This is a genomic window from Rhodococcus tukisamuensis NBRC 100609 (genome assembly GCF_001894985.1).
GTDB classification, from domain to species: domain Bacteria; phylum Actinomycetota; class Actinomycetes; order Mycobacteriales; family Mycobacteriaceae; genus Rhodococcus_G; species Rhodococcus_G tukisamuensis.
The window spans coordinates 64,405-85,978 of sequence record NZ_BCXG01000008.1; the positions used below are offsets into that span (position 1 = coordinate 64,405).

At 70.8% G+C, this 21,574-nt stretch carries 21 protein-coding genes and 1 tRNA gene; 9 read left to right on the top strand and 13 right to left on the bottom strand.

Annotation, left to right across the window (positions count from 1 at the left end; translation table 11 throughout):
* Positions 1 to 102: 102 nt before the first annotated feature.
* From lysA to RT2_RS11315, 5 genes are all read right to left on the bottom strand, one after another.
* Positions 103 to 1,446, bottom strand: coding sequence for a diaminopimelate decarboxylase (gene lysA, locus RT2_RS11295; protein WP_072844885.1), 1,344 nt, complete (start codon positions 1,444 to 1,446; stop codon positions 103 to 105).
* A 103-nt stretch (positions 1,447 to 1,549) separates the two neighbouring features.
* Entirely contained in the window at positions 1,550 to 2,353 is an 804-nt protein-coding gene (gene cmrA / locus RT2_RS11300) for a mycolate reductase (RefSeq protein WP_072844886.1), read from the bottom strand.
* Positions 2,354 to 2,457: 104 nt separating this feature from the next.
* A complete protein-coding gene (locus tag RT2_RS11305) occupies positions 2,458 to 4,488 on the bottom strand; it encodes an NADPH-dependent 2,4-dienoyl-CoA reductase (protein WP_072844887.1) in 2,031 nt (676 codons plus the stop codon).
* A 70-nt stretch (positions 4,489 to 4,558) separates the two neighbouring features.
* Positions 4,559 to 5,086, bottom strand: coding sequence for a PadR family transcriptional regulator (locus RT2_RS11310; protein WP_072844888.1), 528 nt, complete (start codon positions 5,084 to 5,086; stop codon positions 4,559 to 4,561).
* Positions 5,087 to 5,184: 98 nt separating this feature from the next.
* Positions 5,185 to 6,111 (bottom strand): SGNH/GDSL hydrolase family protein, encoded by a 927-nt coding sequence (locus RT2_RS11315; protein WP_072844889.1) that lies wholly within the window; start codon positions 6,109 to 6,111, stop codon positions 5,185 to 5,187.
* A 151-nt stretch (positions 6,112 to 6,262) separates the two neighbouring features.
* Here RT2_RS11315 and RT2_RS11320 point away from each other — a divergent pair, with 151 nt between their 5' ends.
* Positions 6,263 to 7,639 carry an MFS transporter gene (locus tag RT2_RS11320; protein WP_072844890.1) on the top strand — a complete coding sequence of 459 codons (1,377 nt, stop codon included), beginning with the start codon at positions 6,263 to 6,265 and terminating at the stop codon, positions 7,637 to 7,639.
* Here the strand turns inward: RT2_RS11320 and RT2_RS11325 are convergent.
* Entirely contained in the window at positions 7,609 to 8,193 is a 585-nt protein-coding gene (locus RT2_RS11325) for a DUF4203 domain-containing protein (RefSeq protein ID WP_072844891.1), read from the bottom strand. The genes RT2_RS11320 and RT2_RS11325 overlap by 31 nt on opposite strands.
* The gene (locus RT2_RS11330; protein ID WP_072844892.1) at positions 8,190 to 9,053 is read right to left on the bottom strand and encodes an alpha/beta fold hydrolase; all 864 of its coding nucleotides are present in this window, start codon (positions 9,051 to 9,053) and stop codon (positions 8,190 to 8,192) included. Before RT2_RS11330 ends, RT2_RS11325 begins: the two co-directional genes overlap by 4 nt.
* 140 nt (positions 9,054 to 9,193) lie before the next feature.
* Between RT2_RS11330 and RT2_RS11335 the strand changes: the two genes are divergently transcribed.
* The gene (locus RT2_RS11335) at positions 9,194 to 10,435 is read left to right on the top strand and encodes a PucR family transcriptional regulator (protein ID WP_217635620.1); all 1,242 of its coding nucleotides are present in this window, start codon (positions 9,194 to 9,196) and stop codon (positions 10,433 to 10,435) included.
* A gap of 110 nt (positions 10,436 to 10,545) precedes the next feature.
* Positions 10,546 to 11,526 carry an endonuclease/exonuclease/phosphatase family protein gene (locus tag RT2_RS11340; RefSeq protein ID WP_072844893.1) on the top strand — a complete coding sequence of 327 codons (981 nt, stop codon included), beginning with the start codon at positions 10,546 to 10,548 and terminating at the stop codon, positions 11,524 to 11,526.
* Here RT2_RS11340 and RT2_RS11345 read toward each other — a convergent pair.
* Together RT2_RS11345 and RT2_RS11350 are read right to left on the bottom strand one after the other, a co-directional pair.
* Positions 11,508 to 12,317: a TetR/AcrR family transcriptional regulator gene (locus RT2_RS11345; RefSeq protein ID WP_072844894.1), complete on the bottom strand. Its 810-nt coding sequence runs from the start codon at positions 12,315 to 12,317 to the stop codon at positions 11,508 to 11,510. The genes RT2_RS11340 and RT2_RS11345 overlap by 19 nt on opposite strands.
* Positions 12,318 to 12,356: 39 nt before the next feature.
* A complete protein-coding gene (locus RT2_RS11350) occupies positions 12,357 to 12,995 on the bottom strand; it encodes a TetR family transcriptional regulator (RefSeq protein ID WP_072844895.1) in 639 nt (212 codons plus the stop codon).
* Positions 12,996 to 13,202: 207 nt separating this feature from the next.
* Between RT2_RS11350 and RT2_RS11355 the strand changes: the two genes are divergently transcribed.
* The 4 genes from RT2_RS11355 to RT2_RS25850 all read left to right on the top strand — a co-directional run bounded on the left by RT2_RS11355 (position 13,203) and on the right by RT2_RS25850 (position 16,092).
* Positions 13,203 to 14,300 (top strand): ferredoxin reductase, encoded by a 1,098-nt coding sequence (locus tag RT2_RS11355; RefSeq protein WP_072844896.1) that lies wholly within the window; start codon positions 13,203 to 13,205, stop codon positions 14,298 to 14,300.
* A 43-nt stretch (positions 14,301 to 14,343) separates the two neighbouring features.
* On the top strand, positions 14,344 to 15,522 hold the full coding sequence (locus tag RT2_RS11360) for a fatty acid desaturase family protein (protein WP_072844897.1): 1,179 nt from the start codon (positions 14,344 to 14,346) through the stop codon (positions 15,520 to 15,522).
* Between the two features lie 12 nt (positions 15,523 to 15,534).
* A complete protein-coding gene (locus RT2_RS11365) occupies positions 15,535 to 15,768 on the top strand; it encodes a hypothetical protein (RefSeq protein ID WP_072844898.1) in 234 nt (77 codons plus the stop codon).
* A 153-nt stretch (positions 15,769 to 15,921) separates the two neighbouring features.
* Positions 15,922 to 16,092, top strand: a complete 171-nt coding sequence (locus RT2_RS25850) for a hypothetical protein (protein ID WP_169888300.1) — start codon at positions 15,922 to 15,924, stop codon at positions 16,090 to 16,092.
* Between the two features lie 40 nt (positions 16,093 to 16,132).
* Here RT2_RS25850 and RT2_RS11375 read toward each other — a convergent pair whose 3' ends face one another.
* Positions 16,133 to 16,729 (bottom strand): hypothetical protein, encoded by a 597-nt coding sequence (locus RT2_RS11375; protein WP_139191241.1) that lies wholly within the window; start codon positions 16,727 to 16,729, stop codon positions 16,133 to 16,135.
* A gap of 332 nt (positions 16,730 to 17,061) precedes the next feature.
* Between RT2_RS11375 and RT2_RS25855 the strand changes: the two genes are divergently transcribed.
* Complete coding sequence (locus RT2_RS25855; RefSeq protein ID WP_169888303.1) at positions 17,062 to 18,396, top strand: hypothetical protein; 1,335 nt, start codon at positions 17,062 to 17,064, stop codon at positions 18,394 to 18,396.
* Positions 18,393 to 19,772: an outer membrane protein assembly factor BamB family protein gene (locus tag RT2_RS11385; protein WP_072844902.1), complete on the top strand. Its 1,380-nt coding sequence runs from the start codon at positions 18,393 to 18,395 to the stop codon at positions 19,770 to 19,772. Before RT2_RS25855 ends, RT2_RS11385 begins: the two co-directional genes overlap by 4 nt.
* A 996-nt stretch (positions 19,773 to 20,768) precedes the next feature.
* Here RT2_RS11385 and RT2_RS26385 read toward each other — a convergent pair.
* The 3 genes from RT2_RS26385 to RT2_RS11395 all read right to left on the bottom strand — a co-directional run bounded on the left by RT2_RS26385 (position 20,769) and on the right by RT2_RS11395 (position 21,460).
* Positions 20,769 to 20,894, bottom strand: coding sequence for a hypothetical protein (locus tag RT2_RS26385; RefSeq protein ID WP_255312527.1), 126 nt, complete (start codon positions 20,892 to 20,894; stop codon positions 20,769 to 20,771).
* Between the two features lie 8 nt (positions 20,895 to 20,902).
* Positions 20,903 to 21,172 (bottom strand): hypothetical protein, encoded by a 270-nt coding sequence (locus RT2_RS11390; RefSeq protein ID WP_072844903.1) that lies wholly within the window; start codon positions 21,170 to 21,172, stop codon positions 20,903 to 20,905.
* Positions 21,173 to 21,386: 214 nt separating this feature from the next.
* A tRNA-Arg gene (locus RT2_RS11395) sits at positions 21,387 to 21,460 on the bottom strand.
* Positions 21,461 to 21,574: the final 114 nt, after the last annotated feature.

Below are 21,574 nucleotides of genomic sequence, written 5' to 3' on the forward strand. Positions count from 1 at the left end.
CTGGTGTCCTCCTGGTGGCGGTGAGGTGTGCCCGGGCGGCGGCGATGATGTCGCCCGCCACACGGGTCCCAACTTACTTGCCGGTAAGGACTGGCGCCACGCCTACCCGGACACCTCGCGCCGCAGCAGGTCCTCGACGGTCTCGCGCCGGATCAACTCGCGACTGCGGCCGTCGCGCACCGCAACGATCGGCGGCCGCCCGACCGCGTTGTAGGTCGACGCGAGGCTGTGGTGGTAGGCGCCGGTCCCGGGGACGGCGAGAACGTCGCCGGGGTGCAGGTCGGAGGGCAGCTGCACGTCTACCGCCAGCTCGTCACCCGCTTCGCAGTGCCTACCTGCGACCGTGACCACGGCGGGCGCGGCGATCGAGTGCCGATTCGCCAGGGCGACGCTGTAGTGCGCGCCGTACAGCGCGACCCGCGGGTTGTCGCTCATCCCGCCGTCGACGCAGACGAACGTCCGGCCGCCGGTCACGTGCTTGACCGACACCACCCGGTAGACGGTCACCCCGGCCCTGCCTGCAACCGCGCGGCCGGGCTCGAGGGTGATGCGCGGTCGCGGGAAGCGGTGCCGCGCGCAGGCGTCGTCGAGCGCGTCGTCGAGTGTCGCGGCCAACGAGCTCAGGTCCAGCTGTGGGTCGCCGCAGACATACGAGATGCCGTGCCCGCCACCGAGGTTGAGTTCGGTCAGGATGGTGCCGTGGTCGATCCGGATCTGTGCCATCTGCGCGATCATCCGATCCACCGCCGTGCGGAAGTGCTCGACCTCGGTGATCTGCGAACCGAGGTGGCAGTGCAGGCCGATCAGGTTCAGGCGGGGCTGTCCGAGCACCCTCCTGACGGCCTCGTCGGCCTGGCCGTGCTCGAGGGGAAAGCCGAACTTCTGGTCGGTGACGCCGGTCGCGACCGCCCGGTGCGTGTGCGCATCGATCCCCGGGGTGACCCGCACGAGGACGTTCTGGCGGCGGGTCAGCGTCGCGGCCAGCAGGGTGATCTCGGCATGAGAGTCGATCACGATCCGTCCCACGCCGGCGTCCCGGGCGGCGGACAGCTCTGCCGGGGTCTTGGCGTTGCCGTGCATGATGATTCGGCGGGGATTGACGCCCGCGGACAGGGCGATGGCCAGCTCGCCCGCCGAGCACACGTCGAGCGAGAGGCCCTCCTCGGTGACCCAGGTGGCCACGGCCCGGGTCAGCAACGCCTTTCCGGCGTAGGCGATCTCGGCCTCGGGGAAGACTTCTCGGTAGGTGCGGCAGCGGTGCCGCAGGTCCAGTTCGTCGAGGACGTAGCTCGGAGTGCCGTACTGGTCCGCGATGTCCGCCAGCGCGACCCCGGCCACCGTGATCCGGTCGTGGTCGTCGACGTGGGTGCTGGCCGGCCAGACGGCGGGGTCGAGGCGCGGGGTCATCGCCGAGCGCAACGAGGGGAAGATCTCGAGCAGGGTCACCGTGGGCTCCTTGGGTGGGGTTCACCCTCCGGAGTACCCGCCGCGGCCGCCGGATCCGTCGTCCTTGACGGGACCCTGACGGCCGCGTGGCAAAGGCTTACGCCTACCCGCCGAGTTTCTTGTAGAACGTGCCGACGATCGGCGCGATCAAGGCGCGGGGGGTGTACTGCCCGGCCACCGACATGCCCTTGCTGATCAGGCCCGGCACCACGCGCATCTTGTTCTTGGCCAGCGAGTCCAGCGAGAGCTTCGCGGTGTACTCGCTGGAGATCCACAGGAAGTCGGGGACCAGCTTGTCGACGATGGAGGCCTCGGCGGGATCGGGCTCCACGGTGCGTACCGGGCCCGGCGCCAGCAGGGTGACGTGGACGCCGGTGCCGGCCAGTTCGCCGCGCAGCGACTCGGAGAAGGTGTTCACGAACGCCTTCGACGCGGCGTAGGTGGCGTTGTTCGGGATCGGCATGTTGCCGGCCGCCGACCCCACCATCAGGATGCCGCCGCTGTTGCGGGCCAGCATCCCCGGCAGCACGGCGAGCGTGAGGTCGTGCACGGCAACGGTATTGAGCTCGACCTGGTCCCGCTCATAGCCGGGGTCCAGCTCCGCGATCGGGCCGAACGTCGCGATGCCGGCGTTGTTGCACAGGATGCTGACCGGGCGGTCGGCGAGCTCGGCGGTCAGCACGGCGCGGGCGTCGCGGTCGGACAGGTCCACCGCACGCACCTCCACCGTGACGCCGTGCGCCTCGGTCAGGCGCTGCGCCAGCGCCTCGAGCAGCTCGCCGCGCCGGGCGACGAGGATCAGCGAGTGGCCGCGCGCGGCCAGTTCGGCGGCCAGCGCCTCGCCGATGCCGGAGGAGGCGCCGGTCACGACCGCGCGGGTGTCGGGGGTGGGGATAGGCAGGCTCACGGGGTCAGGCTAGCGGGTCGCCGAGACGGCCCACGGCTCGTGCGCGGTTTGCGGGTCCGGGGGGGGACGGTTGCCGCGCACGAGCGGCGGAGCCGCCTGCGTTCTCACAACGACGCGGCGAGGCGGGTGCCCTGCTCGATCGCCCGCTTGGCGTCGAGTTCGGCGGCCACGTCGGCGCCGCCGATCACGTGCGTGGTCATCCCGGCGGCCTCCAGTTCCGCCGCGAGGTCGCGCACCGGCTCCTGGCCGGCGCAGATCACGACGTTGTCCACGGCGAGGGTCCGCGGCCGCTCGCGCTTGTCCCCGAACGTGATGTGCAGGCCGTCGTCGTCGATCCGCTCGTAGTTCACCCCGGAGATCTGCTCGACGCCCTTCTTCTTCAACGCCGCCCGGTGCACCCAGCCGGACGTCTTGCCCAGCGACTTGCCGATCTGCCCGGCCTTGCGCTGGAGCAGGAACACCTCCCGCGGGGACGGCTCGGTCCGGGGCTCGGTGAGGGCGCCGGGCGCCGACTCGTCGTGGGTGACGCCCCACTCGCGGTTCCACTCCGCCAGGTCGAGGGTCGGCGAGGCGTCGTGGGTGAGGTACTCGGAGACGTCGACGCCGATGCCGCCGGCCCCGATCACCGCGACCTTCGCCCCCACCGGGCGCCCCTCGCGGACCAGTTCGGCGTAGGAGAGCACGCTGGGGTGGTCGATCCCGGGGATCGCCGGGATGCGCGGGGTGACGCCGGTCGCGAGGACCACCTCGTCGTGGCCGCCGTCGAGCAGTTCGCGCGCGGTGACGCGGGTGCCCAGGTGCACCTTCACGCCGACCAGCTCGAGCCGACGCGTGTAGTAGCGGATGGTCTCGGCGAACTCCTCCTTGCCCGGGATCCGGCGGGCGATCCCGAACTGGCCGCCGATCTCCTCGCCCGCCTCGAAGAGCTCGACCCGGTGGCCGCGCTCGGCCAGGTTCAGCGCCGCGGACAGTCCGGCCGGGCCGGCGCCGACCACCGCGACGTTCTTGGCCCGGCGGGTGGGCGAGAGCACCAGTTCGGTCTCGCGGGCCGCCCTCGGGTTGAGCAGGCAGGACACGGGCTTGTTCACGAACGCGTGGTCGAGGCAGGCCTGGTTGCAGGCGATGCAGGTGTTGATCTCGTCGCCGCGGTCGGCCGCGGTCTTGCGCACCCACTCGGGGTCCGCCAGCATCGGCCGGGCCATCGAGATGAGCTGCACCGCACCGCCTTCGAGGATCTCCTCGGCGGTCTCGGGCATGTTGATCCGGTTCGACGCGCACACCGGGATGGTGACCTCGCGGGCCAGTCGGGCGGTGAAGTCGGCGAAGGCGGCGCGCGGCACCGAGGTCACGATCGTCGGCACCCGGGACTCGTGCCAGCCGATGTCGGTGTTGAGGATCGTGGTGCCGACGGTCTCGAGTTCGCGTGCGAGGGAGACGATCTCGTCCCAGGTCTGCCCGTTCTCGACCAGGTCGGCCATGGAGAGCCGGAACAGGATGACGAAGTTCGGCCCGACCGCGGCGCGGGTGCGGCGGACGACCTCGACGGCGAGGCGACGCCGGTTCTCGGCGCTGCCGCCCCACTTGTCGCGGCGCTTGTTGGTGCGCGCGGCGAGGAATTGGTTGACGAGATAGCCCTCGCCGCCCATGATCTCGACGCCGTCGTACCCGGCGGACTGGGCCAGGAGGGCGCAGCGGACGTAGTCGTCGATCGTCGACTCGACGCCGCGGCCGGTCAGCGCCCGCGGCCGGAACGGGTTGATCGGGGCCTTGATGGAGGACGCGGAGACGCTCAGCGGCTGGTAGGAGTAGCGGCCGGCGTGCAGGATCTGCAGGGCGATCTTGCCGCCCTCGGCGTGCACGGCGTCGGTGATCGTGCGGTGCTTGGCGGCCTGCGACTTGGTGATCAGGTCCGCGCCGAGCGGGAGCAGCCAGCCGGTGCGGTTCGGTGCGTAGCCACCGGTGACGATGAGCCCCACCCCGCCACGGGCGCGTTCGGCGAAGTACGCCGCCAGCTTCGGGACGTCGCGGGTGCGGTCCTCGAGCCCGGTGTGCATCGACCCCATCACCACGCGGTTGCGCAGGGTGGTGAAGCCGAGGTCCAGGGGCGAGAGCAGGTTCGGGTACGGGTTGCTCACGGGTGCGGCCTTTCGGGGGTCGGGGCTGGCTGGCTGGTGGAGCGCCGGATCGTCGGGGGTGGTCGGACGGTCAGAGGGCATCGAGCACCTCCTGGCACCAGGCGGTGAAGCCCTCCTCCACCCGGATGCCCCCGCGCAGCACCAGGTACTGGTGCAGGTCGGTGCCGGCGAGCTGCTGCGGGGCGGGGAAGTCGCGCTTCTCGATCAGCCGGTACAGATCCAGGCGACCGGCGTGCGCGTCGCGGTGCCGGGCGACCTCGGTGCGCAGCTCGTCGAGGTCGCCGTGTGCCGCCGCCCGGATCTTCACGGCCAGCTCGTTGCGCAGGTGCCCGGCGTCGGTCGGCTCGGCGATCCACCGTCGGAGCTCGGCGCGGCCGGCGTCGCTGACGCGGTAGACGCGCTTGTCGGGGCGGCCGTCCTGGCCGACGACCTCGCCGTCGACCCAGCCGGCGGCGGCCATCCGCTTCAGTACCCGGTAGATCTGCTGGTGGGTGGCGCTCCAGAAGTAGCCGATCGACTTGTCGAACCGGCGGGCCAGCTCGTAGCCGGAGCCGGACTGCTCGGAGAGCGAGACCAGGAGCGCGTGTTCGAGTGCCACGGGTAGGAGTATCTATGCAACGAGGTGACTATGCAACGAGGTGACTATGCAACGAGGTGCATTCGCTTGGGCGTCGGCCGCGCGCCGACGGCCCGGGTTCAGGAGGCGTCGGCGGACCCCGTGCCCGGACCGGGCGCGGCCGTCAGGAGCGGCAGGAAGGCCTGCGCGATCACCCGGTGTCCGGTCGGGTTCGCGTGGATGTCCTGGTCGGTGCACATCCAGGTCCACGTGCAGATCGACGCGACATTGCGGGGGAGCGACCCGAACCCGGGGACGTCGACCGGATTGCCGAAGTCGTTGTTGAAGAACGCGCCGGCCACGTCGGCCGTCTGCCATCCGACCGCGCTGTTGGCGCCGGCGATGGTCGCGGACAGGACGTTGGCGGCGGCCGCGGTCGCCGCCGCCATCGCGCGGCCCGCCCCGCCGTCGACCCAGCCGGCGAGCGCGGGGTCGTAGTAGTTCATCCCGACGTAGCGGGGGCCGTCGCCGCCGGCCTCGCGCAACTGGCCGTTGATCTTGGTGAGGTTGCCGCCGATGGTGCCGAGGCTCTGCGTGATGCAGCCGATGTCGGGCACCCCGGACGAGCCGGCGGAACCGGTCGAGTCACGGAGACAGTGGTAGATGTCGTTGGCGCCGATGTCCTCGGTGACGTACCGGACCTGTCCCGGGTGCTCACGCAGGAACTTGGTGGCGTAGGCGAGTTGGGAACTCGCGCCGGGGTAGGTGCAACTGCCGCCGCTGATCATTGTCTCGGTGGTCTCGCCGGAACATCCGAGCCGGACGAACTGCAGGTTGGGATCGGACTGGCGCAACGTGGCGTACAGGTCGTCGCTGTACGAGACCGGTTCGTCCCGGTCGGTGTCCGGCTGGTAGCCGGCGGCCAACGAGTCGCCGAGCGAGAGGTAGTACGTGTCGGCGGGCTGACCGGCGCCGGCGGCCGGATCGGCGCCGGCGGGCGAGCCGGCGAGCGCCGCCGAGGCGGCCGCGACGGCAACGGCGAGGGACAGCAGTCTCGGGCAGCGCATGCGTGGACTCCCGTTCTTTGGCGACGGACCGACACAGAAGGGTTGCTCGAAAGACTAGGAACCGCGCGGTGGGCGGCGCCGGGCTCCGGGGTAATCGTTACTCCGAAGTGACGTCCCGGCGACGGGCCACGTCTCGCCCTAGGCTCGCGTTATGGCGACAGCGGCGATCGGGCCGGCGGCGATCGGGTCGGCGACCTCCAGGGGGCAGGTGCTGGCCTGGGCGATGTGGGACTGGGGCTCGGCCGCGTTCTCGGCGGTGATCGTGACGTTCGTGTTCTCGGTGTACCTCACCGACTCGGTGGGCGCGGACCTGCCGGGCTCGGTCTCGGCCAGCAGCTGGCTCGGCTGGGCGCTCGGGGCGTCGGGCCTGCTGATCGCGGTGCTGGCCCCGGTGACCGGTCAGCGGTCGGACGCCACCGGGCACCGCAAGCGTTCGCTCGCGCTGCTCACCGGGGCGGTGGTGGTCGCCATGACGGCGATGAGCCTGGTGCAGGACCGGTACCAGTATCTGTGGCTGGGCTTGACGCTGCTCGGCGCGGCGACGGTGCTCTTCGAGCTCGCCCAGGTGCCCTACAGCGCGATGCTCCGGCAGGTGTCCACCCCGCAGAACATCGGCAGGGTCTCCGGGTTCGGCTGGGCGATGGGCTACTTCGGTGGCATCGCGTTGCTGCTGATCTGCTACTTCGGCTTCATCGCCGGTGACGGCGACGCGCGGGGACTGCTCGGCGTCAGCACCGACGGCGGGCTGAACATCCGGCTGGTGGTGCTGCTCGCCGCGGTCTGGTTCGCGGCGTTCGCGATCCCGGTGCTGCTCGCGGTCCCGGAACTGCCCCGCGCCCAGGTGCAGACGTTCTCGGGCGGAGCCTCGGGCAATTCTGCAGAACAGATCGGCTTCCTCGGCTCCTACCGGGTGCTGTGGCGGGACCTGCGCGAGCTGTGGGACGCCGACCGGCACACCGTCTACTACCTCGGGGCCAGCGCGCTGTTCCGAGACGGGCTGGCCGGCGTCTTCACCTTCGGTGCGGTGCTCGCGGTCAACGTCTACGGCATCGCGACCGCCGACGTGCTGCTGTTCGGGGTGGCGGCGAACGTGGTGGCGGCGGCGGGCGCGCTGGCCGCGGGCCGCTTCGACGACCGGATGGGGCCCAAGCCGGTCATCGTCGGGTCCCTGATCGCGATGCTCGGCGCGGGCGCAGTCCTGCTCGTGGTGTCGGGTCCGTTCGCCTTCTGGGTGCTGGGCCTGGTGTTGTGCCTGTTCGTCGGTCCGGCGCAGTCCGCGGCCCGCACCTTCCTCGCCCGGATCACCCTGCCGGGCCGTGAGGGTCAGATGTTCGGCCTGTACGCGACCACCGGCCGGGCCGCGTCGTTCCTGGCGCCGACCCTGTTCGGGCTGTGTGCGTGGCTCTTCGGGAGCGACCGCGCCGGGATCCTGGGCCTGCTGATCGTGCTGGCGGTGGGGCTGGCCGCGCTGCTCCCGGTCCGTCCGCCGCGGCCGGGCTACCTCCTCTTGGCGCCCTCGTCGGACTGAATCCGGAGCTTGTCGGGGAAGAGTCGGCGCTGGACGAGCCAGCCGGCCGCGGCGAGCGCGATCCACAGCACCGTCGAGGTGACCTGCTCCCAGCCCTGGCTCGGGTGTGCCAGGAAGTCGAGCGAACTGGTGGTCCGGCCGAGGCCGCTCAGGATCATGCTGGCGCCACCGATCGAGGTCAGCCACAGCAGCGCCCGGGCACGGTACTTGTCGGCGAGGAAGGCGGCGGCCACCGCAACCGCGACGATCACGATGCCGCTCATGGCCCAGTTGTTCTCGCCCGGCTGCAGTACGTCCGCGATCTTGGCACCGGCCATCGCACCGGTGAGGCCGCCGATGAAGTAGGCGGAGAACTTGAAGACCAGCGTGGTGACGACCCACGAGGCGACGGCCCCGATCAGGGCGAACAGGAAGAGGGTGGCGAGCGACGCGCTGAACAGGTCGGCGATCAACCAGCCGAGGCCGAAGCCGGCCGCCAGCACCGCGACGTGCAGCGATCCGATTCCCCAGAAACAGAGGACGATTCCGACCAGCAGTACCGCAATTCCGCTCATCGCTCATTCCCTTCGACGCGTGCCAGCACCGCCTCGGCGAGCGCCGGGGCGGCGACCTCGGGGATCCAGTGGCTGACCCCGTCCAGTTCCACGAAACGGTACGGGGCTTCGACGTATTCGCCGCACATCTGCGCCCCGGCGCGGCCGATCGCCGCATCGCCGGTGCTCCACACGAAGGTGGTGGGCACCCGGACCGCCGGCAGCGAGTTCGACTCCCGGGTCATGGCCCGGTACCAGGACAGTGCCGCGGTGAGGGCGCCCGGCTCGGTGAGTGCCCGCAGGTGCGCCTCCACCCGGACCGGATCGACGTCGCCGAACACGGCCCGCAGCCGGCGGCCGTCGTCGGCCAGCAGCAGGCTCTCGGCGCGGTCGCCGTCGCGGAAGAGGTCGATGTAGCGGGACCGGTCGCGCTGGTCGTCGTCCTCGCGCCGGGCGCGGCTGAACGCGGTGGGGTGCGGGACCGACACCGCGGTGAGGGTGCGGATGCGGTCGGGGTGCGTCGCGGCCACGGCCCAGGCCACCGCGGCACCCCAGTCGTGGCCGACCAGGTGGACCGAGTCCAGGCCCAGGGCGTCGAACAGGCCCACGACGTCGCCGACGAGGTGGTGCATCGCGTAGTGCTCGACGCCGACGGGGCGGGCGCCGGGGGAGTAGCCGCGCTGTGCCGGCGCAATCACCCGCAGTCCGGCGGCGGTGAGGTACCCGGTCAGCTCCAGCCAGCACGCCGGGGTCTCGGGACACCCGTGCAACAGGACCGCCGGAGGGCCCTCGGGTGGCCCCGCGGAGGTGATTTCGAAGGTGAAATCTCCCACCTCGACCGCGCCTGTCCGGACATCGTTCCTGGCGCTGCGTGGCCTCATGGTCGAAAACCGTACCGGCGCTTGAGGTGTGGCGTCCGGATGATCGGGACGGTTCCGTTGTGTGTGGAATCGGCAACATGGTATGCATCACATGTATCGCGGTGAGCGGCGCTATTCATGAGAAACGTCGGGGTCGGATTGTGACAGATACCAACAAGGTCGTTTGGAGAGATGAACCCCTGCGAATCGGCGGCCGGCCGATCGCGAACTGGCTGAACGCGTCGGCATCGGAGCTCACCGCGCGGGTCATCGCCCGGCTCGTCGACGAGTTGCCGATCTATCGCGAGTTGCCGCGTGAAGAGGTCTACGGCGAGATCTCCGCCATCATCCAGCACAACATGGAGCTGTTCGCCACCCTGATCCGTGAGCGCCGCGCCGCGTACGACTCCGAGCTCGTCGAGCAGCGCAACTCGGCCGCCCGCCGCGCCGAGGAGGGTGTCCCGCTCGACGCGATCCTGCACGCCTACCACGTGGGCATCGGGCTGGCCGCCGAGGAACTGTTCGCCGGCGCCGACCCCGACGAGATGGGCGACACCCAGGTGGTGATCGGGATGGTCCTGGACTTCCTGCGCCGGCTCACCATCGCGGTCAGTGCCGCGTACCTCGAAGAACGCCAGATCATGGAGAGTCAGGAGAACTCGGGGCGGCGCTCGCTGATGTCGGCGCTGGTGGCCGGCGAACCGGTGGACGCGGTGGTGCGCCGCACCGGCCTCCGGGTGGCGCCGCACTACCTGGCGTTGAGCCTGGCGATCGACGAGAACACCGACGAACGCGGCTACGGGGTGAGCGGCACCGTCGCCGCCCGCCGCAAGCTGCGCCGGCTGCAGGCCGAGCTCGACCGGATCACCGGCGAGCCCGCGCTCACCGTGATCGACAGCGGCGGCGGTACCGCCCTGATCCCCTGCCCGGCCTCGCCGCCGGACTGGGAGGAACTGCGGCAGATGGTCGAGCGGGCGCGGGTGGTCGTCGGCGCCGACCTGCGGGTCGCCGGCGCGATCGCCGAACCCGCCGCCGTGCCCGCCGCCGTGCACGAGACCTCGGAGATCATCGCGCTCGTCGCCCGCTCCGGCCGCCCGCCCGGCCTGTACCGGCTCTCCGACGTCCTGCTCGAGTACCAGCTGAGCCGGCCGAGTCCGGCACACCTCGAACTGGCCCGGCTGCTCGAACCACTGGCCTCGAAGCCGGAGCTGATGCAGACCCTCGAGGCGTACGTGGCCAGCGGGCTGAACCGTCGCGCCACCGCCGCCACGCTGCACGTCCACGCCAACACCGTCGACTACCGAATGCGCCGGGTCTTCGAGCTGACGGGACTGAATCCGTCGGATCCGTCGGATCTGCCGCAGGTCGGCGCGGCGCTGGTGGCCAAGCGCGCACTGGGCTGACCGGCCGGAACGCCGACCCCGGTCGGGGTCGTGGCGTCCCGCCGGCCCGGCTGTTCCCGCGACCTCTCGCCCGTAGGGCACACTCGGGCGACGACCTGGAGGGGAATTCGATGCGGTGGGTTCGGCGTGCGGCGGTGGCGTTCGGGTCGTTGGCGGTATTGGTGGCCGCGGTCGGCGTCGGTGCGCACTACCTCGACACCACCGTGACGACCCTGGTGGTGCTGGCCTCGGCGGCGCCGCTGCTGATGGCGTCCAGCGTCGTCGGGCTGGCCGCGTTCGCCGCGGCCCGGCAGTGGGCGGGGGCCGCGGTCGCGGCGGTGGTGCTGGCGGCCGCCGTCTGGACGCAGCTGCCGCTCTACACCGCCGACCGCGTCGCCGATGCGGCCGCGGAGCTGACGGTCATGCAGGCGAACATCTTCTTCGGCAACGACGACCTGGAGGGCGTGGTCGCGCAGGTCCGGTCGAGGCAGGTCGACGTGCTGACGGTCAACGAGCTCACGCCCGGGGCGGTGCCGGCGCTCGGCGCGGCCGGCCTCGACGAGGAGTTGCCGTTCCGGTACCTGCGCCCGATGGACCTGGGCGGCGGGACCGGGATCTGGAGCCGGCACCCGTTGTCGGAGGAGACCGAGCATCTCGGGTTCGTGTTGAACATGGTCTCGGCGCGGGTGCAGCCGCCGACCGGGCCGTCGTTCGTGCTCGTGGCCGCGCACCCGCTGCCGCCGGTGCCGCGGCCGCAGACAGACATCTGGTCGCGCGAACTCGGGCAGGTCCGGGGGATCCTGCGGGACCTGCGGGCGGGCGGCGGGACCGTCGTCGTGGGAGCGGACTTCAACGCGACCTTCGACCACGCGCAGTACCGGGCGCTGATCGACGACGGGTTCCGGGACGCCGCCGAGCAGTCCGGTGCCGGGGTGTTGCGCACCTACCCCGCGGACCGCTGGTGGCCGCCGCTGCTCGCGATCGACCACATCCTGGTCGCCGGGGCGTGTGCCACCGGCGCCGAGGCGGTCGAACTGCCCGGGTCGGACCACCGCGGGGTGGTCGCGACCGTGGCGGTGCACCCGGCCGGTGGCTACTCCGCGCCGGACTGATCCGGCCGCGACGAGGCGGAGTCCCGATGCGCGCGTGAGCCGATGAGCTCGGCGACGCCGTCGAGGATGCGGTCCAGCCCGAAGCGCAGCGCATGGATAGGGTCGGACGCGGCGTCGAACTCGGTGCCGGCGGCGGTGCCCACCCGGCCGGAGACCGGGAACTGCTCGCCGTCCATGACGCGGTCGAGGATCGGGCCGACGATGCCCCACCACTGCGCGTCGGTGAGCCCGGACTCCTCCACGGTCGCGGCCACGCTGGCCAGCTGTCGGGCGGTGCCGACGACGTGCGCCAGCACCAGCGTCAGGACCGAGTCCATCTCGACGTCGGTGAGGCCGATGCCGTCGAGCGGCCGCAGTTCCGCCTCGTACTTGCGGCTCGTGTTCGGCCCGAGGACCGGGCGGGCCCCGGCCAGGTGCAGCATCCACGGGTGTCGCTGGTAGAGCGCCCAGTTGCGTTCGGCGACGAACTCGATGCCGCCGCGCCAGCCGCCCGGCGCGCGGGCGGGTTCGTCGAGGTCCGCGTACAGCCCGGCGAGCGCCGCGTCCTGCATCAGGTCCATCAGGTCGGCCTTGCCCGGGACGTGGGTGTAGAGGGACATGGCGCCGACGTCGAGTCGCTCGGCCACCCGCCGCATGGAGACGGCGTCGAGCCCCTCGGCGTCGGCCAGGGCGATGCCGGCCGCGACGATCGAGTCCACGCTCAGACCCCTGCGTCCGGCCTTGCCTTCGAGGCCCCACAGCAGTGCCAGGGTGCGGGCCGGATCGGTCGGAACGTCCTTCTTTGCTGCCACAACAGTGGATTCTCCTCCAGCGCGCCGCCCACGCCGCCCTCAGCCGGCCTCCGAGTTCGGGCGCCACGACCCCATGCCGACCAGGATCAGGCGCAGCTGGCGCTCGGCACGGGCGACCACGGCTCGCTCCTCGCGGCTGCCCGCGGGGACCTCGAGCACGTCGACGACGGTCGTCATCATCACCGCGACGATCAGGTCGGCCGCCATCTCCAGGTCCTCGACCGGCCAGCTCGCCAGCGCCGGCATCCGGGAGAGGTCGATGGTCAGTTCGCTCGCGAACAGTCGCAGCTCGGTCGAGATCGCGCGGCGCACCGCGGGGGCGCCGCCCTGGCGTTCGCGGCCGAGGAACCGGAACTGGCCCTCGTGGGCGCGCACCTCACGCAGCAGGATGTCCAGCGACGCGCGGACGGTGGTGGTGCCGGCGGCGCCGCGGTCGCGTCGGGCCTCGCGCAGCATCCGGCGCAGCACCCGCATGCCGTCCTCGGCGAGGGTCACCCCGAGGTCCTCCATCGAGCTGAAGTGCCGGTAGAAGGCCGTCGGCACGATGCCCGCCGAGCGGGCGACCTCGCGCAGGCTCAGGCTCGCGAAGCCGCGGTCCGCGAGCATCTCCAGCGTCCCGTCGAGCAGGGCCTGGCGGGTGCGCTCCTTGCGTTCGGCTCTGGTTTCCGGCTCCGTCACGGCTCCGAGTGTAGGCGAGCTCGGTTCGGTGTCCGGGTGTGCACCGTATTTGTGCACGGGTGTGTCATGAGACACGAGTTCGGCCCGGACTGTTGACATCTACCTGCCACTTCCTGTCACACTAATTGGAGTACGACTGTTCACTGAAAGTATCGAAGTCTGATCCCCGCGTCCGACCCGTTCCCTTGTCCAACTCAGGAGGTCGCAGTGGCCCTGCAGTCCCGCCCGTCACGGCCCGCCCGCCGGCCCTCGCTGGTCTCGTTGCTCGAGTCGCTCGCGACCCCGCACCGCCTCGATCGCTACCTGGAACTGGTCGATCCGATGGTCACGGTCCGCGACCTGCGGGCCGAGGTCACCGCGGTCCGGCGCGGTACCGGCTCCGTCACCCTCACCCTGCGGCCGACCCGCCAGTGGCGGGGCTTCGAGGCCGGGCAGTTCGTCCAGGTGGGCGTGGTCGTCGACGGCGTCCGGCACACCCGCTGCTACTCGCCCGCCGGCTCGCAGCACGACGCCGGCATCGAGCTCACCGTCAAGGAGCATGCGGGTGGTGTGGTCTCGGGCTACCTGAACAGGGAGGCCCGGGTGGGGCTGGTGGTGGACCTCTCGCCCGCCGACGGCGCCTTCCGGCTCCCGGACCGGCGGCCCGGGCATGTCCTGCTGATCAGCGGCGGCAGCGGCATCACCCCGGTGCTGGCGATACTGCGGACCCTCCTCGCGGAGGGCCACGCCGGCCCGATCGCGTTCCTGCACTACGCCCGCACCGCCGGCGACGTCGCCTACCTGCCGGAGCTGACGGCCCTGGCCGACCGGCACGCCAACCTCACGCTCGAGCTCGTGTACACCGGCGACGGCGGCGGGGGAGACCTGCGCGGACACTTCGGGCCCGCGCACCTCGACGCCGTCGCGCCGTGGGCCGACGGGGCCCAGACCTACCTGTGCGGGCCGGCCGCGCTGATGCGCTCGGTGCGCGAACTCTACGACGGCCGTGGGCTCGCCGACCGGCTGCACAGCGAGGAGTTCACGATCGCGCCGGCCGCGGCCGACGCGGACGCCACCGGCGAGCTGACCTTCGCCGCCTCCGGCGTCAGCGCACCGAACTCGGGCGCCAGCCTGCTCGAGCAGGCCGAGTCGGCGGGCCTGAACCCGGACTTCGGCTGCCGGATGGGCATCTGCTTCACCTGCACCACGGTCAAGACCAGCGGATGCACCCGAAACCTGCGGACCGGCGAGATCGACGCCGACCCGGACCGGCCGATCCAACTGTGCATCTCGGCAGCGGTCGGCGACGTCAGCCTCGACCTCTGAGCCCCACGCCACGAAACTTCGTCGAATCGTCAGGAGAAGTCCAATGCTCGGTCTGTCCATCCGCACGCTGCCGTTCCTGGGCGGCGGCAAGTCCGACACCGGCACGTCCGACGGGCCGGTTGTACTCAGCTACGACCAGGTCGAGGAGATCGGCCGCGAACTCGACGAACTGCGCGCCCGCGTCGTCGCCGACCTCGGCGCCGCGGACCGCGAGTACATCTACAAGGTGATCAAGGCGCAGCGCGGCTTCGAGGTCGCCGGCCGGGGCCTGATGTACCTCGGCTTCCTGCCGCCGTTCTGGCTCGCCGCCGTGGGCGCGCTCGGAATCTCCAAGATCCTCGACAACATGGAGATCGGGCACAACGTCATGCACGGCCAGTACGACTGGATGCGCGAGCCCGGGCTCAACTCCCGGGTGTTCGAGTGGGACACCGTCTGCCCGGCCGACCAGTGGCGGCACTCGCACAACTACATGCACCACACGTACACCAACATCGTCGGCCGCGACCGGGACATCGGGTACGGCATCCTGCGCATGGACGAGGGGCAGAAGTGGAACCCCTACTACCTGGGGAACCCGGTCTACGCGTTCGCGCTGATGACGTTCTTCGAGTGGGGCGTCATGCTGCACGACCTCGAGGTGGAGAACATTGTGAGCGGCAAGCGGTCCTGGTACGACGTGAAGCCGCTGCTGCAGGGGATGTGGCGCAAGGCCGGCCGCCAGGTGCTCAAGGACTACGTGCTGTTCCCGGCGCTGACCGGCCCGCTCTTCGTCAGCACCCTGCTCGGCAATGCCGCCGCGAACCTGGTGCGCAACGTGTGGACCTACTCGATCATCTTCTGCGGTCACTTCCCGACGGGGGTGCAGACTTTCAGTGAGGACGAGACCGCCGACGAGACGCGGGGTCAGTGGTACGTGCGGCAGATGCTCGGCAGCGCCAACATCGAGGGCAGCCCGCTGTTCCACGTCATGTCCGGAAACCTCTCCCACCAGATCGAGCACCACCTGTTCCCCGACGTGCCCGCGCACCGGTACCCAGAGATGGCACCGCAGGTCCGGGCGCTGTGCGCCAAGCACGGCCTGCCCTACAACACCGGCGGCTTCTTCAAGCAGATCGGATCGGTGTGGGGCAAGATCTTCGCCCTGGCCCTGCCGCCGTTCATCGCCGGTCCCGGACGTCCGCCCGGTGTTATCGTCGAGCGCCAGAAGGCCACCGTCTGAGGGGGATCAGAAATGGAACACCGAATCGGGATCGACTTCGAGTTGGGCAAGGACACAGTCCAGGAGCTGGCAGAGTCCGGCGCCGAGCGGGTCGGGAACATCGCGGTGATCATCGCCGGTGCCGTCCGGGACGTGACCCGCGAGATCGGCGACTGGATCACCGACGGCCTCGAGATGCGGGAGGCCGCCGCGAAGGCGAAGGCAGATCGCGAATCGGCGGCGGGCGACGGCGCGACCGGCGAGTAGCGGCGAGTAGCGGCGCCGATCCGCGACATCCGGCGGGTTCGGGTGGTCCGCGCGTGAGCGCGGTTACATCGCGCGCGATAATTGTCTGTGTCGACCGAGGTGTCGGCGGGCGCGCCGTCGCGTGCCCCAGCGAGCGTGGAGGCAGAGAGTTCGATGAGCGAGACCGTGCAGGTCGGAGACCTGGTGCACATTTCGGACACGGCTGGAACCTGGGCGGTCGAGGAGGTCCGGTCCGGCATTGCCCTGCTGCGTGACGGTGAGGACCGCCGGATCTCGTCGCGGCTGTCCAAGCTGACGGTGGTACGCAAGGGCGCGTCGAACTGACGGCGCCCGCCCCTGCGCACCCCGCCGGACGGTCAGTGCGTCATGGTGTGGCCATGAATTCCTGAACCGCGACCTTCGCGTTCGGGTTGCCCTCGTCGATGCCGATGATGGCGCCGACGCCGGCGCCCACGACGTTGCCGATCATGCAGCCGGCCATGAAGTTCGGGAAGATCGACACGCAGCCGACGAGCATGCCGACGACCGAGCCGACCATCATCTTCTGCTGACCGCCGTTGGCCCAGCCGATGCTGACCTCGTCCGCCGCGTGTTGGAAGGCCTCCTGCTTGGCCTGGTTCTCCGGCCAGGCCTGGTCCGCGATCATCGTGGTCACCTGCGAAGCGTCGGGGACCGCGGGGATTCCGGGGACCGCGGGCGGTCCGGGGACCGCCGGTGGTCCGGGGACCGTGGGCAGCGGGGGCAGGCCGGGGATCGCGGGGAGACCGGGCAGCACCGGATCTGCGACGTTGAACTGCGGAAGCGGCGGAAGCGGCGGCAGTTGAGGTGGCGGCGGCAGAGCCGGAAGCGCGGGCATTTCGGGAAGACCCGGCAGGATCGGCTGCGCGCCGGCGGTGCCCGAGCCCGCGGCGACGGCGGCGAAGACGAGCGCGGGCATGACAAGAGCCTTGGCCATTTTCATGGCAATCCCCAATGGTGAACTCGACGATGGACCTCGAATCGGCGGCCCGGTCGGGGGCCACTCGACGGCAGTGCCGCAGCTCGTGCGGCGTCGTATCGCGGTTGATGCGTACTCCCGCTGCGCCTGCTGATCGCGCACGGGTTCTCTTGGGAGGTGTTGCAGCCCGGGTGTTTCAGGCCCAGGCCCCCGGCTGGTTCCATGTAGCGCTCCTCGAGAGGTCGCCAAATGCCTGACTGACTCTACCGCGGGAGCGGCGCCCCTATACAGGAAACGAACGGCTGGAGCGGGAGCGACTCGCCGGTAACGCAGGGGATGAATGTGGCGAAAGGGACATGAGGGACGACGAGTCGAGGGATGGGGAACGGGTGGACGAGGCGACGACACGGCCGTGGTGGCGCAGGACGGCCTTCTGGACGAACACCCTGGTGGTGGTGTCGATCGTGGCGACCGGGGTGGTGGTCGCCGGGCTGACGCGGCCGCCGGAGCGGCCGTCCGAGGACCCGCGGGCGGCCGCGGAGGACTACCTCACGCCGCCGGTGCAGTACCCGGCGCAGATCCCCGGCTGCGACGCGGTCGAGCCCCCGTCCACGGCGGAGTGGGCGGCCTACTCGAGCTTCGGGGAGCAGACGTACGACAATCCCCGTGAGCCGTGGTTCTCCGGACCCAAGGCGACGGCGATGGCGCAGGCGCTGGCCGCGGCGCTGCCGCCGGACGCGGCGGTGGACCTCGCGAGGCCGCTGGTGTTCGACCCGATCGCCGACTTCGGCGGAGATGATCGGGACGACGTCCCCGGCTGGACCTCGCTCTGGACCAACCTCGACCGCGGGTCCGGCCCCGGCGAGTTCAACGTGCAGGTGGCCAACTGGGACCGTGCCGTGCCGGCCTGTGTGGCAGGCGATCTCGTGCGCCGCATCGCCGGGCCCGGCGACGCGGTCGTCGACCTGCAGGAGACCTGGTACCAGGTCGGCCCGTTCCGGACGTTCAGCCGGTCGGCGACGGGCTACCTGCCCGACGGGTCGTCCGTGCTTGCTCAGGTCACCGACCAGGTGGCGGTGGGGAGCGGCGGGGAGCCGGAGGTCGCGGCGGAGTTCCCGCTGACCCTCGACGAGCTGACCGCGATCGTGACCGCCCCAGGGCTGCGGGTCACCGCGCCGGTGCCGCCGGGCACCCCGGCGCCGCGGGAGAGATGCAGCGCCGACTCCGAGGCCTCCGGTCGGGAACTGACCCGGGAGGACATCGCCCGCCTGGGCGGCGCGCTCGACGCCTCGTGGCGGGCCGGCACGCCCGCCGGCGTCACCCTCGACGGGACGCTGGACGCCTTGCAGCTCGGCGGGGCCGGCCGCAACGCGGTCTGCGTCGAGGTCGGGACCTCCGGGCCGGGCGGTCCCGGGGCGCTGACCGTCGGGATCGGAGGCGGTCACAGGCCGCCAGTCCCGCTCGATCCGTACGACCCGGCGGCCGAGCACGATCGCACCGAGATCCGTTCTCTCCCGGACGGTTCCGTCAGTGCCCGGACCGGACCGAGCGGCCAGTTCGGCAGCTACCGCCAGGTGGCCGTCACCCGGCCGTCCGGCACCCGGGTCTCCGTGAGCTGGCGGGGGCCCGAGTTGCCGACGTTCGAGCAACTCGAATCCTTGGCGGTCGCACCGGGTCTGGATCTGCCGTGACGAGGGAGACGCGGAACCTGATCGCGGCGGCGGTGGTCGCCGTCGTCACCGTGACTGCGGCCGTGGCGGTGCTCGTCCGGGACCAGCCGCCCGCCGAGACCTTCCCGGCGTTCACCGGACCCGGGTACACCGACTACCTGCCGGGGCCGACCGAGGACGTGCAGCCGGCAGGGCCACCGGCCGTCGAGTCCTGGCGCCTGGACGCCGAGCAGGCATACGGGCGGAAGTTCGCGCAGTTCCGGAACCCGTTGTGGGGCACCGAGTTCGACTCCGACGACACCGGTGGCATCGCGGTGGGCAGCACCGTCGTCGCCGCGATCGGGCTGCCCAAGCCGGGCGGCTACTCGCTCGACCACGCGCGGCTGGTCGGCGTCGACGCGGGCAGCGGCGCGGTGCGCTGGCAGGTGCCGGCGGACGGCCTGGGCGGCTGTGCCCCGAGGCCGCTGGGCGAGAGCGTCGTCTGCTTCACCACCGGGTACGACGGGCGGGACGAGATCGTCGCCGTCGACGCCCGCTCGGGCGAGGTCACCCGCACCGCGACCGACTGGATGTCGTTCGGCATCGCCGTCGGCGGCGACCGGGTGTTCACGGTGGAGGGCAACCCGGAGGACGCCGACGTGCGGGTGCACGCCGGCAGCGTCGCGGACCCGGCCGCGCACTGGAGCACCCCCGTCGAGGTGAGCGGCGGCTGGGAGGACGTGCCCGGCACGGCGGTGCTGACGGTGGCCGGTGACGTCGCGCTGGTGCAGGTGGCCGGGGAGGCCGTCGGACTCGACGCCCGCACCGGCCGGCAGACGTGGGCCAGGGTCGTGCCGGACTGCGTCGAGTCGGCCGCGATCGTCGCCGGTCCGGTGACACTGGTCGGCCGCACCGACTGCTCCGGCCACCTGCGGGAGATCGAGGCCCGCGCCGCCGACGGACGAGTGCTGACCAGCGTGGCCACGGGTGTGGCGGCGCAGCCGGAGCGGCAGGTCGATCCCGAGCTTCCGATGGTGATCGGTGACGGCGCCTACGACCGGACCACCGGCAAGCGGGTGTGGCGCAGCGACGACATTCGGGACGCCACCTCGGTCGCGGTGGTGGGGGAGACAGTGCTGGTGCACGCTGCTGACACCGCGTCGGGCATCGACCTGGCGACCGGCGAGCGGCTGTGGCAACGGGAGACCGATGTCGCGGCCGAGTACGTCGGCTACGACGGCGACGTGGCGTACGGCGGAAACGGTCGCGGGGCGTTCGCGATGGCGCCGCGCACCGGGGAGGTCGTGTGGGCCCTCGAGGACCTGGGCGAGCCGGGAGGGCAACCCCGGTTGGTGGTTGCGGGGGATTCCGTTGTTGCGGTGAGTGGTTCGGCGATGGCGGGGGTGGGCGCTGCCTGAACTGCGCAGCGAGATCGCCGAGGTGCTCGCTGAGGGCTGGTCGAGCATCATGGCGAGTTCCCCGACTCCGGGCGTCTGCAGATCGGCCCCGTCACGGAGCGGGTAACGGACGTGAAGGTGATGCCGTGGACGCCGCTCGGCCTGCCGATGGACTGCCCGCTCGAGGCGAAGCAGGACGCGGTCCGCCTGCAGTGATAGGGCTGTTTACCAGCAACAACGGTGATAGTGCTTCCAAGCGGAGAGGGATTCGGCCTGTTTGCGAGGGCCTGGGACCGATCACTTTTGGCCGGCTGTCTGGAGGTCTAGCGTTGACCAGACGGATCGGCCCGGGACCGGAGGGGCGGGGATTTTGGAATGACGCCAGAGACGAACCCGCAGTTTCAGAGCACCTGGATGTACCGACTGCCGTTCCCGATGGAATGGCGAGTCATCTTGTGGTCGATCGTCGGCTGCGACCTCGGTGGACACTGCCCGTAATCCAGCCAGAACTGAGGTGATCGAGATGGACTTTCCACCGATCTGGTGGCTAATGCCCTACGGAATCGTCCCGGACAACATTCGGGTCTGGGTCCGGGACAATGCATCCTGTTGGCTGGGGGGATACTGCCCGTAACCAACTTCGAGGTGATCTAGATGGTGGACACATTCTGGTTCGAATGGATCCCGTACCCCATCAAAATCTGGCTACTGGCTGCCTTGGCCTGCAACCTGGGCGGGTGGAACTGCTAGTGATTGGGGGCGCGAATCCTCCTGCGGACCTCGGGGTTTCTGCCCTACGGGATTGTCCCGGACCCCATCCGAATCTGGATCCGGGACAACGCCCCGTGCTGGTTGGGCGGGCACTGCCCCTGAGAGGAGGTGAACGAGATGGACACCTGGACTTTTTGGTACGGCCCCATCGGCACTGTCATCGACGTCGTGCTCGCTTGGTGGAATACGACGTTCTGACAAATGACGGGCCAGCGAGATTTAGATCGCTGGCCCGTCATTGTGTGATCAGTTGTTGGTGGCCATGAATCCCTTGCCGACCGGGAATGGGCTACCGGGGGAGTTGATCTCGTTGAGCACCGCCGAGAACTTCACGTGCTCGAACGACGTCGTGCTGGCAGCCAGGCCGGACACCCCGAGGTCTACGTCGGCTCGACGAGGTCCGCGTACGCGCGCAACTGGTCGGCGATCACCCGGGCCTCACGCGGGCTGAGCGTCAGACAGCCGTCGCCGTACTCCGCACCCTGTCGGCTGATATCGCGATCAGCGGCACGGCGGTACGTACCGACGAGACCGAGACAGAGCGGCGGGCCCGGCTGGTCGCGGACCTCACGGATGGGCATGCTGCGACGACCGAGCGGGTCGATCAGGTGACGGCGGACCTTGCTGCCGACCGCGCCCGAGCCCAGCATTCTCTCGAGAGTCTGGCCGATGAGCTGGATCAGGAGGCGAAGGCGGATGCCCGGCTGGCCGGATGGGGTGTTGTCGCGATTGGGGCCGGAATCATCCTGCAGACGGTCGGATCGCTGCTGTGAACTCGCCCGACAACTCGGGCTTCAAGGGAACGTAGAGGGAATGCGGCAGGAGCGGGACGCCTAAAAGCAGTCGTGAACTGCGCAAACAGAGTGCCCCCGGCAGGAATCGAACCTGCGACCTAGAGATTAGAAGGCTCTTGCTCTATCCAACTGAGCTACGGAGGCGTGATCCCCGGGGGGATCGGCACAGGAGTCTACCGGTACCGCTCCGCGCCTCTTGGGAGGCGTGGGTCACGCCGTGCCGACCTGGGAGGAACGCACCCGCGCGGAACTTCTACC